Below are 13,573 nucleotides of genomic sequence, written 5' to 3' on the forward strand. Positions count from 1 at the left end.
AGTCAACAGGCGATTTGGAAAAAAATCAAAAAACATACAAGTGATTGATTCTTATGAGAGTTTTGTGAAGGTCGCCAAAAATCGGCCAGATCGGGCATCAAAATCTCCCGACATCGCCATTCCCGCGTGCTGGTGGAGCCGAGTTACACGCATTAGGTCGTAAAATATGACAGGGTCGGCTCTTGAACCCAGGTCCGCCGATACCAGATATCGCCAACCGCGGCTGCAAACAGGGCACTTACAGCAGTCAAACACTCCACAAGCGAGATGCGCCGGATTTGACTCGCCCGTCATAAATATGCACATCTTCGCCCCCAGCCATACGGCTCGCATAAAGGAACCGGATCTCGATTGGCATGATGACGGACAAAATAATGCTCCGATCGCTCGGCAACGAGCCGCCAATCCTGGCCGACGGCAGGCGAGCGCCGGATCGGCGCGAAGTTTCCATCCGTTGGCTCTCAGGCACGTTCCTCACCGGTATTACCTCAAGCATATTGATGGGCGTCGCACTGTTTGCGGCCCTCGACGGCCGCCAGCAGCTCGCCATCCCCGCTGAAGCCTATGCAACGACCGACAGCGGCAACCACGACGCAGAGGATCAGGTGACCCGTGGCGGCCGTCTTGTGCCCACCGCGATCGCAGCAAAGCCTTCCGACCGGAATATCCTCGAGGTCTCAACGGTCGTGCGCGACGGCGACAAGGAAGTGGTGCGTCGCCAACCCTTCGCACATGTGAAGATCGCGCTCGCCACCAAGCGTGTCGCCACCGAGAGTTATCCCGCCTTTGACCCGCTGGCGATCTTTTCCACTGATGAGAACGTCCAGCCGGCGGCCAACCGCACCGGTGCGATCTATGGGTCCGACGTCGAATCCGAAGTCAGCCTGAAAACCATACCGTTTCCGGCCAAGGATGTACCCTTCGCCCTTGCCGGTTCGATGTCGCTCGATGAAGTCGAAGCGAATGTTCGTTCCAACGGTTCCGTGCTGATTGACGGCAACACGCAGCTTTCCGCGCTCTACTATGTCGATCCGCGCCGGTTTGCGACGGATGACGCTGATGTCGATCTGACAGCCGGGCTTGCCGCCCGCATCGTCGAAGAGAACATGTCGGTATCCGCTCCCGAAGCGGTCACGCCGCAGACACAGGAATTTGCCGACGACATCATTCCGGTGCGCGAAGATACGCCCATTGAGACGGCGCTCACCAATGCCGGCTACCTCAAAACGGATGCCAGCGACATCGCGGCCAAGATCGAGCCACTGTTCGGCTCGTCCGATCTTTCCGCCGGCGACGTGCTGCGCATCGGCATCCTACAAAAGGGCGAGCAGGCAAAGATCATCCGTGCGAGCATCTATCGCGGCACCAAGCATGTCTTGACCGTCGCCGAGAACGATCATGGCGATTTCGTTGCCGGTAGCGAGCCTCCGATGCTTGACGCCATCGCCACCGCCTTTGACAACGACGCGCCCGTGGCCACGGCCGGCCGAGACCTGCCGAGCGTCTATGACGGCATATATCGTGCTGCCCTTTCCTATGGCATGACCAGGGAGATGGTGGCGCAGATCGTCAAACTGCTCGCCAGCAACGTCGATTTCCAGGCGCAGCTAAAGCCGACGGATTCACTGGAGGCCTTCTTCTCCGTCACCGACGAAAACGGCCAGGCGACAGCCGATTCCGAACTGCTCTACGTCAACGCCAAATTCGGCGACACCGTCACCCGTTTCTATCGTTTCGAAGATCCGGACGATCACTCGATCGATTACTTCGACGAAAACGGCAAGAGCATCCGCCAATTCCTGCTGCGCAATCCTGTCCCGACCGGCATCTTCAAATCCGGCTTCGGCATGCGCCGCCACCCCATCCTCGGATTTGCGCGCATGCATACCGGCGCCGATTGGGCTGCACCACGCGGCACACCGATCATCGCTGCCGGCAACGGCATCGTCGAAAAGGCTGGCTGGGATTCCGGCGGCTTCGGCAACCAGACATTGATCCGCCACGCCAACGGCTACGTCTCCTCCTACAACCATCAAAGCGCCATAGCCAAGGGCATCGTACCAGGCGCGAAGGTGGTACAGGGCCAGGTCATCGGCTTCATCGGCTCGACCGGTCTCGCAACCGGGCCGCACCTGCATTACGAGCTGATCGTCAACGGCACCAAGGTTGATCCCTTGCGTGTCCGCCTGCCCGGCGGCAAGTCCTTGGACGGCGACACGCTCGCCAAATTCCAGGACGAGCGCAAGCGTATCGACACGCTCCTGAGCGACGACAAGTCCAAACAGGTTGCGAGCAAGGATTGACATCCCTGTCGGGATTTTCCAGAGCACTTCCAGGAAAAGTGCGAAGCGGTTTTCCGTCCGGAATGCGTAAAGACAGAGGGATAGAGCGGGAAAGCGCTTCCGTGAAACGCTGAACCGCTCTACGCGAGATCGCGCCTCAGTAGGGCGACCAGCTCGGTAGCGGCATCATCCGCACGTTTGTAGGCGGTATCGACGACGATCTGTCGTCCGCTCCAATCGTCATAGGTTCGGTTGACGATCTCATCCCATGACGGTTTTACGAGGCCTTCGACATCGGTCGCGCGGGTTTCGGCGCGCCGGCGATGCTCGGCCTTGTCGGAACAGACGACTTCCACTTCGATGGCGCGCCTACCGGCCCGTTTTGCGACCTGCAGCCAGGCATCCCGCGTTACTTGGATGGGATTGACCGAATCCGCGATCACCGTTCTTCCCAGACGGAGATTGTCTTCGGCGACCCCATAGGCCGCGATATAGCCGGCAGGGCCGACTTCGGCCTTCAACATGCCCGAATCTCTCAATGCCTGCTCGATCGTATCCACCCGAACATGCACAGCTTGCAGCCGCTCCGCCAGCAAGAGCGCGATCGTGGTTTTTCCGCTGCCCGGCAAACCGCCGAAGATAACAAGCATGATCCCGTCTCCGAACATCCTCCAAAGTCCACGGCAACATCACAGAAGCGGATTGCCGCGGCAAGACGACGATTACGAACAGGTCGGAAAAACGAAATGGCGGCCCGAAAGCCGCCATTTCATGGTTGATGCAGCCACTTATGCCGCTGCGCTGACCGGCTGGCGCGGGCGGAACAGCAGCCTGTCCGTCCCGCTGGTGACCTTGACCGCCGATCCATCCGGCACCTGACCGGAGAGGATCTGCTCGGCGAGCGGGTCCTGGACATATTTCTGAATGACCCGCTTCAGCGGCCTTGCGCCATAGACCGGATCGTAACCCTTGTTGGCGAGCCAGGTGCGGGCGTCGTCGTCGAGTTCGAGCGTGATCTTGCGTTCGGACAACAAGGTCAAAAGCCGCTGCAGTTGGATGTTGACGATCGTCCCCATTTCTTCGCGCTTCAGACGATGGAACAGGATGATCTCGTCGACGCGGTTCAGGAACTCCGGCCGGAAATGCGCCCGCACCACATCCATCACCTGCTCGCGCACTAGATCGCTGTCATCCCCTTCCTTCAATTGGGTCAGGTATTCGGCGCCGAGGTTCGAGGTCATGATGATCATGGTATTGCGGAAATCGACCGTGCGGCCCTGACCGTCCGTCAAGCGCCCGTCGTCCAGAACCTGGAGCAGGACGTTGAAGACATCGGGATGGGCCTTCTCGATCTCGTCGAACAGCACGACCTGATAGGGCCGGCGGCGGACGGATTCGGTCAGCGCGCCGCCTTCCTCGTAGCCGACATAGCCGGGAGGGGCACCGATCAGCCGGGCAACGGAGTGCTTCTCCATGTACTCGGACATATCCATGCGCACCATCGCCGTCTCGTCGTCGAAGAGGAAGCGGGCAAGCGCCTTGGTCAGTTCGGTCTTGCCGACGCCGGTCGGGCCGAGGAAGATGAACGAACCGATCGGCCGGTTCGGATCTTGCAGACCGGCGCGCGAACGGCGAACGGCGCGCGATACCGCCTGGACGGCATCACCCTGGCCGACGACCCACTTCGCCAGTTCGTCTTCCATCCGGAGCAGCTTGTCGCGCTCGCCTTCCAGCATCTTGTCGACGGGAATCCCGGTCCAGCGGGAGACGACATGGGCGATGTTGTCGGCAGTGACGACTTCCTGCACCATGGAATCGCGACCGCCATCCTGCTCTTCGGCAGCCTGGAGATCCTTCTCCAGATTGGGGATCACCCCATAAGCAAGCTCGCCGGCACGTTGGAATTCACCCTTGCGCTGGGCGATCGCCAGCTCGTTACGGGCCTCGTCGAGCTTTTTCTTCAGATCGGCGGCGAGGCCCAGCTTCTGCTTCTCGGCCTGCCAACGCGCGGTCAGCGCATCGGCTTCCTCTTCCAGTGCGGTAAGGTCGGTCTCCAACCGCTTCAGCCGGTCGGCCGAGGACTGGTCGGTCTCCTTCTTCAGCGCCTCGCGCTCGATCTTGAGCTGGATGATGCGGCGATCGAGTTCATCGAGCTCTTCCGGCTTCGAATCCACCTGCATGCGCAGGCGCGCGGCGGCTTCGTCCATGAGGTCGATGGCCTTGTCCGGCAGGAAGCGGTCGGTGATGTAGCGGTTCGATAAGGTCGCGGCGGCCACCAGGGCCGCATCGGCGATGCGGACCTTGTGATGCTGCTCGTATTTTTCCTTCAAGCCGCGCAGGATCGAGATCGTGTCCTCGACCGTCGGCTCCTCAACCATGACCGGCTGGAAACGACGGGCAAGCGCCGGATCCTTCTCGACGTGCTTGCGGTATTCATCAAGCGTGGTCGCGCCGACGCAATGCAGCTCACCGCGGGCAAGCGCTGGCTTCAAGAGGTTCGAGGCATCCATGGCGCCATCGGCCTTGCCGGCGCCGACCAAGGTATGCATCTCGTCGATGAAGAGGATGATCTCGCCGTTTTCCGACTGCACTTCGTTGAGCACGGCCTTCAGCCGCTCCTCGAACTCGCCGCGGAATTTCGCGCCGGCAATCAGGGCACCCATGTCGAGCGCCATCAGCTTCTTGTCCTTCAGCGATTCCGGCACGTCGCCATTGACGATGCGCAACGCCAAACCTTCGACGATTGCCGTCTTGCCGACGCCGGGTTCGCCGATCAGAACCGGATTGTTCTTCGTGCGCCGGGACAGGACCTGGATGGTGCGTCGGATTTCGTCGTCGCGACCAATCACCGGATCGAGCTTGCCCTCACGAGCCTCGGCGGTAAGGTCGCGGGCATATTTCTTCAAGGAATCGAAGCCCTGTTCCGCATTGGCGGAATCAGCGGTGCGGCCCTTGCGAATGTCGTTGATGACCTGATTGAGCCCTACCGGCGTAACGCCTGCATTCTTCAGAGTGGTTGACGTCGAAGCCGAGGGCTCCATCGCCAGGGCCTGCAACAGGCGTTCGACGGTAACGAAACTGTCTCCGGCCTTTTTGGCGGCGTCTTCAGCCGCGGTAAACACCTTGGCAAGCGGCTGTGCAAGATAGACCTGGCCGTCGCCACCGGACACTTTCGGCAATTTGGCCAGCGCGGCATCGTTGGCAAGACGTGCGGCCTTGGCGTCGCCGCCGGCGCGCTCGATCAACGACGCGGCCATGCCCTGATCGTCGTCCAGAAGCACCTTCAGCACATGTTCGGGAGTGAATTGCTGGTGACCCTGCGCCAGCGCATTGGTCTGCGCGGATTGCAAAAAGCCACGCACCCGCTCGGAGTATTTTTCAATATTCATATCGGACCTCCATGGATCGCCCTGCCCTTATTGGCGCAGACCGATGACTGAGATTGAGCCCCCTGAAAAGGCAGACCCCGCCCGCCACTTATTGAGATTTGCGGCGAAGCAACTGCGAAGAATATGGGAGGAGTTTTGAAAAGTTTAAAGGGCAACGGAAATGAAAAACCCCGGCTTCACACCGGGGTTTTGCAGAATTGGAATCGGTGCTCCGCGATTGCTGGGACCACCTGTTCACTCGAAGCCGTTCTTATTCCGATGCGGCGTCGGCCAAAGCCGGAGCTTCGGTCGCAGCAGCTTCGCCCTTGCCTTCGCCATCGGCGTTGCGGCGCGGCTGGCGGCGGGGACGATTGCCGGCGTTGCGGCGACGCGGCTGGCGCTCGGTCGCAGCGGCGGGCGTCTCTTCTTCGATCGCCACCTCGGCCGGGATACCCTCGATCACCGGCTGCGGGCCAGTGCCATCGATAACTTCCGGCTCGGGAGCGGGGGCTGCGGCAACGGCGGGAGCAGGCTGCTGACGTGCCGGAGGCGGAGCCATCTGCGGCTGGTCGTCCATCTCGTTCGTATCGATATCATCGATGTCGCGGTCGGCATTGTCGCGATCATTGTAGTTATGATGCTCGTCGCGCTGATAGCGTTCCTGCATCTGCGCCTGAGCGCTGGCAATGATCCTGTTATAGTGTTCAGCGTGTTGGAGATAGTTTTCCGCCATGACGCGGTCGCCGGAGCTTTGCGCGTCGCGAGCGAGAGCCGAATACTTCTCGGCGATATGCTGCGCGGTTCCGCGAATTTTCACGTCCGGACCAGAGCTGTCATAAGTCCTGGTCAGTGGGTTCGAGCCCTTGCGGTTGAAATTATTATTATTGTTATTTCCGCCGCCGCCGCCGTTGTTGTTACCACGCCCCCGACCGCGCTTGTTCTGCTGTCCTGGCCTCATAGATCCTTCACCTGAATTCTCTTAGTTGGGATGAAATTATGCACGGCACCTGCCGCCGTGGCCGGAACCTTCCAAGCCAGGGCCTGCGTGCCGCAAGCAAACTGCGCCTTAAGCGCCCGTCTGCCGCTCGACTACGTCAGATTAACTGATCACGCATTGGGTTATCTTCAACCTTTGTCACTCTTATCAGAGAGTGGTTCCCCGAGGCTGTCCAAGACAGGCGAATCGTCTCGCCTATTCCCAGCCGCCCAACGCGTGAGCGCAACCTATATTGCTTCCTCAGGAAATCCAAGCCTTTTCTTTGCGATAACAACAAGGTCCCATGAACCTGCAGCAAATTGTCGCGTCAATCATGATGTTTAAACACGAGAACTCGGTCATTGTGACCGTAGTCCCGAACTGCATCAATGAGAAAAAATCCTGCTCCTTCAAAAACCGAAGTCACTGTTTTGCGCTGATTATGGCCGATTTCCACTCCGACGATACCATCTCGGTATAGAAACCGCGCCGCATCTCTTGCGATCGCTCTATATGCATCCAGCCCATCAACGCCACCGTCGAGAGCTGCCGGAGGATCGAAATTCTTTACTTCTGGAGCGAGAGTGGAAATGACACTGGACTCAATATAGGGCGGATTTGAGACAATCACATGAAATCGACCGTGGATGGCTTCAAACCAGCTTCCTTGCACAGTATCAAACCGTGCCGCCAAGCCATTGCGCGCTGCATTCGCCCGCGCCGTTTCCAAAGCTTCGCTGGAAATATCGGAACCAATACCTGTCGCCTGCGGACATTCGTGGAGCAAAGCGAGGCAGATGGCCCCGGTTCCCGTTCCGATGTCGAGTATATGGATATTCCCATGCTCTAATACAAGACGTCGCGCATGCGGAAGTACCGTATCGACCAAGATTTCCGTATCCGGCCGCGGCTCCAGCGTCGCCGGCGAGAGCTTCAACGGCAGGCCATAAAATTCCCGTTCGCCCAGGATACGATGCACCGGCTCGTGATTGAGCCGTCGCGCCACCGCCGCACGGGCCGTTTCGACGCGCTCCTGTGCCACCCTATCGGAGCCGCAGGTAACGAGTTCCGTCGATGAAAGATCGAGAAGACCGCCGACGAGGATGCGCGCCTCGGTGGCCGGATCATCGAGATCCGCCTCGATGAAGCGGGCACGTATCTCCTGGAAAAGCTCCGCGACGGTCGGTCCCTGCCCGCTGCTCATGCCTGTTCGCCGAGCTGGGCGAGCTGGCTCGCCTGGTAATCCGCCAAAAGCGCATCGACCACCTCGTCAATCTCGCCTTCCATCATCCGGTCGAGCTTATAGAGCGTCAGGTTGATGCGATGATCGGTAATCCGGCCCTGCGGGAAATTATAGGTGCGAATACGCTCGGAGCGGTCGCCGGAACCAACCTGGCTCTTGCGATCAGCGGACCGTTCGCTGTCGGCGCGCTGACGCTCCATGTCGAAGAGGCGCGACCGCAGCACCTGCATTGCCTTGGCGCGGTTTTGATGCTGCGATTTTTCCGAACTCGTCACCACGATCCCCGAGGGAAGATGGGTGATGCGTACCGCCGAGTCCGTCGTGTTGACGTGCTGACCACCGGCACCGGAGGAGCGCATGGTATCGATGCGGATATCCTCGGGGCGGATTTCGATGTCGATTTCCTCGGCTTCCGGCAGCACGGCCACGGTCGCCGCCGAGGTGTGGATACGCCCGCCCGCCTCGGTTTCCGGCACGCGCTGCACGCGATGCACGCCGGATTCGAATTTCAGCCGCGAGAACACGCCCTTGCCGCTAATGGTCGCGATGATTTCCTTGTAGCCGCCTGCTTCACCGTCGCTGGCAGAGAGAATTTCGACCTTCCAGCCGTTATTGGCCGAGAAGCGCTCATACATCCGGAAAAGATCGCCCGCGAAAAGTGCTGCTTCGGAACCGCCGGTGCCGGCGCGTATTTCCAGGATCGCACTCTTCTCGTCGGCGGCATCCTTTGGCAGCAGCAGGATCTGGATGTCTTTCTCCAGTGTCTCGATCCGCTCCTTGACCTCCGGCAACTCCATCTCGGCGAGATCGCGCATCTCGCGGTCGACCGACTTGTCGGTCAGCATGGTTTCGAGATCGGAAGCCTCGGCGATCGCCTTCTCATAGTCGCGGATCTTGGTGACGACCGGCTGCAATTCGGAATATTCGGAAGCAAGCTTCACATAGACGTCCGCCGACGGACCAGCCGACATGCGCGCTTCGATCTCACCGAAACGGCGCTCCAATTCGCGCATTTTTTCAATGGGAAGATTCGCCACCCCACACTCCGATTCTTCTTATTCGTTCTGGTCTACAATGGAATATTGTGGCTCTCGGCGAAGCGGACAAGGATCTCGCGCATCGAGGTCTTCGGATGCGTGTCGTTCAGCGCTTCTTCCATGACCGCGGTCAATGCCTGGAGATCGAGACCCAGCAGCATCGCCTTGACCGGACCGATGGATGCCGGCGACATCGACACCGAGCGGAAACCGACACCCAGCAGCGCCATGGCCGAAATCGTCTTGCCGGCGAGTTCGCCGCAAAGCGTTACCGGCGTCTTGTTGCGCTCGCCGGCGCGCACGATGTCGCGCAGAATGCGCAGGAACGGGCGTCCGAGCGGATCGAAACGGTCGGAGACGCGTGCATTACCGCGATCGACCGCCATCGAAAACTGGAAGAGATCGTTGGAGCCGACCGATACGAAGTCGACCGCCGCCATCAGCTCGTCCAACTGCCACAACAGCGCCGGCACCTCCAGCATCGCGCCGAACTGGAACTTGCGCGGCAGGCTATGGCCGAAGCGCGACAGATGCTGCACTTCCTTCTGCACGAGTTCGCGCACCGCTTCAATCTCGGAGACTTCCGTGACCATCGGCACCATCATCTTCAATTCGCCATCTGCCGCCGCCTTCAGCATGGCGCGCAACTGTGTGCGCAGCAGGCCGGGCCGATCGAGCGACAGGCGAATGGCGCGCCAACCGAGCGCCGGATTTTCTTCCTCATGGGCGCGGAAATAGGGCACGACCTTGTCGCCGCCGATATCGAGCGTCCTGAAGGTGACGACGTGACCACCGGCCTGCTTCATGACATTGCGGTAGAAGGCTTCCTGCTCCTCCGCCTTCGGCATGGTCGAGGCGATCATGAACTGCAGTTCCGTGCGGAACAGGCCGATGCCTTCCGCGCCGGATTCGGCAAGCTGCGGGAGATCGACCAGCAGACCGGCATTCATCATGAGCGAAATGCGCTGCCCGTCCTTGGTGACCGGTTCGACCGCACGCAGCGCCCGGAACTGTTCCTGCCGGCGGGCGCGAAAGCGCACCTTTTCCTCGTAGGAGCGCTGATGATCGGCCATCGGCCGCAGGTGGACATGGCCGCCATCGCCATCGATGATCACAGGATCGCCATTTTCGGCGAGCGCCACCACCCCCGCCGCCTGGCCGACGACCGGAATGCCCATGGCGCGGGCGACGATGACGACATGGCTGGTGACCGCGCCCTCTTCCAGCACCAGACCACGAATATTGGCGCGGGGATAGTCGAGCAGCTCGGCAGCACCCATGGCGCGCGCAAAGATGATCGCATCGTTCGGGAAACCCTCGGCCACGGTGCGGCCGGAATAGCCGATCAACTGCCTGAGCAGCCGGTTCGCCAGATCCTCGAAGTCATGCATACGCTCGCGCAGATAAGGATCGGTCAGGCGCATCATCCGCGCCTTGGTGTCGCTCTGCACCTTCTCGACCGCGGCTTCCGCGGTCAGGCCGTTGCGGACAGCCTCCTCCAGCTTGCGTACCCAGCCCTGGTCGTGGGCGAACATGCGGTAGGTCTCCAGGACCTCGCGGTGCTCGCCTTCCATTGAAACGTCACGGCGCGACAGCATGTCGTCGATCGAGATGCGCAGGGAACCGAGCGCGTCCGCCAGGCGGCGGATTTCCTTTTCGGTATCCTCGTTCAGAAGATTGGTAACGACGATGCGCGGCTCATGCAGCACGACATAGCCGAGGCCGATGCCTTCATTGTAGGTGTCGCCATCAATGGTGACCGAGCGGGTAAGATCGAGTTCGAGGCCCGGCTTGGTGATCTTTTTCAGCTCGCCGGTGGCGATCATCTCGGCCAGTACCATCGCCGTCGTTTCGAGCGCTTCCAGCTCCTCTTCGCGATAGTTGCGGCTCGCCTTGTTCTGTACAACGAGAACGCCGAGCGAGCGGCCCGTGCGCAGGATCGGCACGCCGAGGAAGGAGTGGTAGACCTCTTCACCGGTTTCCGGCAGGTAGCGGAAGGCGGGATGCGATTGCGCGTCGGAGAGATTGAGCGGCTGGGCGGAAGCGGCGATCGTGCCGACCAGGCCCTGGCCCATCTTCAATTGCGACAGGTGGACGGCTTCTTTTTTCAGACCTTCGGTGGCGTAAAGCTCGAGCACACCATCGGCGCGCAACACGTAGACCGAGCAAACTTCCGCGACCATGTTGCTGGCGATCTGGCGGACGATCCGGTCAAGACGCTCTTGCGGCTCCAGCGGCTCCGCCATGAGTTCGCGCAGCCGCTTGAGCAGAACGCGTGGACCGCCGGAAAGGTCTCTCATTGCGTCTCTAGCTCCCGAAATCAAGATGTCATGCCTGACTTGCCCACGTCAGGGCCGGCCGAAACTCACCTCCGTCGCGGTCCGTCGTCAGCAGTCCTGAATCAACTCTTATCCAGACCGTAGCAGGAATGCAAAGTCCTGACTGCCAGTTCTGCATAAGGACCGTCGATCAGGATGGAAATCTTGATTTCCGACGTCGTAATAGCCTTGATGTTGATGCCTTTTTCGGCAAGTGCACGGAAAGCGGTCGCTGCAACGCCAGCATGCGAACGCATGCCGATGCCGATGACGGAGACTTTGACGAGACCTGATTCGTTTTGGATGACGTCGTAGCCGATCTTGTCCTTGTTTTCGCCAAGAACGCGCAGCGCCTTTTCGACATCGCCCGAAGGAACCGTGAAGGTCATATCGGTCTTGGAACCGTCCTCGGAGATGTTCTGGACGATCATGTCGACGTTGATGTGGCTTTCGGCCAACGGCCCGAAGATCGCAGCGGAGACGCCCGGCCGGTCGGCGAGACGGCGCAGCGAGATCTGGGCTTCATCCTTGGCATAGGCAATGCCGGTGACTACTTCCTGTTCCACGATTTCTTCCTCGTCACAAATCAGCGTTCCGGGCGGGTTCAACAGATCGCCCATGCCCGGAGCATCGGGATCCTCGAAAGAGGAGCGCACGAAGGTGCGAACCTTAAAGACCATGGCCAGCTCGACCGAGCGCACCTGCAGCACCTTTGCGCCAAGCGAGGCCATTTCCAGCATTTCTTCGAAGGCGATCTTCTTCAGACGCCGCGCCTTCGGTTCGATGCGCGGATCGGTCGTGTAGACGCCGTCGACGTCGGTATAGATATCGCAGCGATCAGCCTTCACGGCCGCGGCGATCGCCACTGCCGAGGTATCGGAACCACCGCGGCCGAGCGTCGAGACGCGGTTGTCGGGGCCAAGACCCTGGAAGCCGGCGACGACGGCCACTTGGCCCTCTTGCATGCGGCGGACCATTTCGCCGCCGTCGATTTCGAGAATGCGCGCCGCGCCGTGAGCGTTGTCGGTCCTGATCGGAATCTGCCAGCCCTGCCAGGAGCGGGCGTTGATGCCCATCGCCTGCAGTGCGATCGCCAGCAACCCGGAGGTCACCTGCTCGCCGGAAGCGACGACGGCATCATATTCGCGGGCATCGTAAATCGAGTGATCGGCGCCGGCGACCTTAGGCGTGTTCTGCACCCAGCCAACCAGCTCGTTGGTCTTGCCAGACATGGCGGAGACGACGACTGCCACTTCATGGCCCGCGTCGACCTCACGTTTCACATGGCGGGCGACATTCTTGATACGGTCCAGATCCGCGACGGATGTCCCGCCGAATTTCATCACGATACGTGCCATGTGCCTCTACCAGTACCAGCGCCGGGCGGCCGATACGCTACGAGCCCGGCATGCAAAATCGCCCTTCCAGTCCATTAGCCGGAAAAGCCTGATCTCAATGGGGGCGTCTCTTAACGAGTTTGGCGGGCGGGTGCAATAGCGCGGCTCAGTCGGCTTTCGCGCCTCCACTTCAATAGCCCACTTTTAAGCACGACTGGATTGTTGAGGAACGCGCCTTCGTTAACAGCGCAGTATAGCCGATCGACTTGCCATTTTAGAGCGTATGCTCTATATCCCGTTTTAGAGCAGACGCTCCATAATAAATCGCCTTTGAACAGGTTGCGAGAATTTCCCGATGGCAAGACCCCGGCAATTCGATGAGGACAGCGTTCTAGAGGCGGCGGGCGAGATATTCTGGTCGAAGGGTTACGAAGCAACCTCGACCCGCGATCTGACCGACCGCATGGGGCTGACGCATGCAAGCCTCTACAATGCTTTCGGAGACAAGCGCGGCCTCTATCTGAAGGCGCTGAAGCATTATCTCGATCGGAACCTCCATGCCCGCATCACACGGATGGAGGCAATTTACTCGCCGGGGCTTCGCATTGTCGGCTACTTCCAGGAAGTCGTCGAGCGTTCCCTGGCCGATACCGAGCATCGCGGCTGCATGCTGGTCAACACCACCCTGGAGGCACGTTCCGACGATCTGGAAATGCGGCGTGTCGTCGCCGACGAGACGGCCGAGATCGAAGCCTTTTTTCTTCGGTCGGTCGTCGCCGCTCAGGCAAGCGGTGAAATTCCCGTAGACCTGCCGCCGGAGGACCTCGCCAAATTGCTGCTCTCGGTGCAGTTCGGTTTGCGCGCGCTTGTCCGTGTCCGGCCAGAGCGCGAATTGCTGAATGGTATCCTGCGGCCGGCAATGGCCATGCTGACCTTGCCCTGGCCGCTGCCCGAAAGCAGGCCGGACGGATAAGCCTCCGCCATAGAACCCTCTCTTCACGAAACACCGAAC

General features: G+C 60.2%; 9 protein-coding genes. 2 read left to right on the plus strand and 7 right to left on the minus strand.

Annotation, left to right across the window (positions count from 1 at the left end; all coding sequences use genetic code 11):
* The first annotated feature begins 356 nt into the window (after positions 1 to 356).
* The gene (locus C9E91_RS16855; RefSeq protein WP_107109395.1) at positions 357 to 2,303 is read left to right on the plus strand and encodes a M23 family metallopeptidase; all 1,947 of its coding nucleotides are present in this window, start codon (positions 357 to 359) and stop codon (positions 2,301 to 2,303) included.
* A 119-nt stretch (positions 2,304 to 2,422) separates the two neighbouring features.
* Here the strand turns inward: C9E91_RS16855 and C9E91_RS16860 are convergent, their stop codons facing one another.
* From C9E91_RS16860 to C9E91_RS16890, 7 genes are all read right to left on the minus strand, one after another.
* The gene (locus C9E91_RS16860) at positions 2,423 to 2,932 is read right to left on the minus strand and encodes a P-loop nucleotide/nucleoside kinase family protein (RefSeq protein WP_107109396.1); all 510 of its coding nucleotides are present in this window, start codon (positions 2,930 to 2,932) and stop codon (positions 2,423 to 2,425) included.
* Between the two features lie 138 nt (positions 2,933 to 3,070).
* Entirely contained in the window at positions 3,071 to 5,671 is a 2,601-nt protein-coding gene (gene clpB, locus C9E91_RS16865; RefSeq protein ID WP_107109397.1) for an ATP-dependent chaperone ClpB, read from the minus strand.
* A gap of 250 nt (positions 5,672 to 5,921) precedes the next feature.
* Positions 5,922 to 6,608 carry a DUF4167 domain-containing protein gene (locus tag C9E91_RS16870; RefSeq protein ID WP_107109398.1) on the minus strand — a complete coding sequence of 229 codons (687 nt, stop codon included), beginning with the start codon at positions 6,606 to 6,608 and terminating at the stop codon, positions 5,922 to 5,924.
* A gap of 346 nt (positions 6,609 to 6,954) precedes the next feature.
* The gene (gene prmC, locus C9E91_RS16875; RefSeq protein WP_107109399.1) at positions 6,955 to 7,830 is read right to left on the minus strand and encodes a peptide chain release factor N(5)-glutamine methyltransferase; all 876 of its coding nucleotides are present in this window, start codon (positions 7,828 to 7,830) and stop codon (positions 6,955 to 6,957) included.
* Positions 7,827 to 8,906 (minus strand): peptide chain release factor 1, encoded by a 1,080-nt coding sequence (gene prfA, locus C9E91_RS16880; protein ID WP_107109400.1) that lies wholly within the window; start codon positions 8,904 to 8,906, stop codon positions 7,827 to 7,829. Before prfA ends, prmC begins: the two co-directional genes overlap by 4 nt.
* 32 nt (positions 8,907 to 8,938) lie before the next feature.
* Positions 8,939 to 11,206: a phosphoenolpyruvate--protein phosphotransferase gene (ptsP, locus tag C9E91_RS16885; protein ID WP_107109401.1), complete on the minus strand. Its 2,268-nt coding sequence runs from the start codon at positions 11,204 to 11,206 to the stop codon at positions 8,939 to 8,941.
* Between the two features lie 101 nt (positions 11,207 to 11,307).
* A complete protein-coding gene (locus C9E91_RS16890) occupies positions 11,308 to 12,582 on the minus strand; it encodes an aspartate kinase (RefSeq protein ID WP_104824476.1) in 1,275 nt (424 codons plus the stop codon).
* Positions 12,583 to 12,916: 334 nt separating this feature from the next.
* On the opposite strand from C9E91_RS16890, the gene C9E91_RS16895 reads away from it, so the two are divergent.
* Positions 12,917 to 13,534, plus strand: coding sequence for a TetR/AcrR family transcriptional regulator (locus C9E91_RS16895; protein ID WP_107109402.1), 618 nt, complete (start codon positions 12,917 to 12,919; stop codon positions 13,532 to 13,534).
* Positions 13,535 to 13,573: the final 39 nt, after the last annotated feature.

Source organism: Rhizobium sp. SEMIA4064, from assembly GCF_003025035.1.
Classification (GTDB): Bacteria; Pseudomonadota; Alphaproteobacteria; order Rhizobiales; family Rhizobiaceae; genus Rhizobium; species Rhizobium paranaense.

What these genes read in the sequence shown, in the direction of transcription:
- C9E91_RS16855 (WP_107109395.1), top strand. Translation starts at nt 357, where the DNA reads ATGATGACGGACAAAATAATGCTCCGATCGCTCGGCAACGAGCCGCCA.
- C9E91_RS16860 (WP_107109396.1), bottom strand. Translation starts at nt 2,932, where the DNA reads ATGCTTGTTATCTTCGGCGGTTTGCCGGGCAGCGGAAAAACCACGATC.
- clpB (WP_107109397.1), bottom strand. Translation starts at nt 5,671, where the DNA reads ATGAATATTGAAAAATACTCCGAGCGGGTGCGTGGCTTTTTGCAATCC.
- C9E91_RS16870 (WP_107109398.1), bottom strand. Translation starts at nt 6,608, where the DNA reads ATGAGGCCAGGACAGCAGAACAAGCGCGGTCGGGGGCGTGGTAACAAC.
- prmC (WP_107109399.1), bottom strand. Translation starts at nt 7,830, where the DNA reads ATGAGCAGCGGGCAGGGACCGACCGTCGCGGAGCTTTTCCAGGAGATA.
- ptsP (WP_107109401.1), bottom strand. Translation starts at nt 11,206, where the DNA reads ATGAGAGACCTTTCCGGCGGTCCACGCGTTCTGCTCAAGCGGCTGCGC.
- C9E91_RS16890 (WP_104824476.1), bottom strand. Translation starts at nt 12,582, where the DNA reads ATGGCACGTATCGTGATGAAATTCGGCGGGACATCCGTCGCGGATCTG.
- C9E91_RS16895 (WP_107109402.1), top strand. Translation starts at nt 12,917, where the DNA reads ATGGCAAGACCCCGGCAATTCGATGAGGACAGCGTTCTAGAGGCGGCG.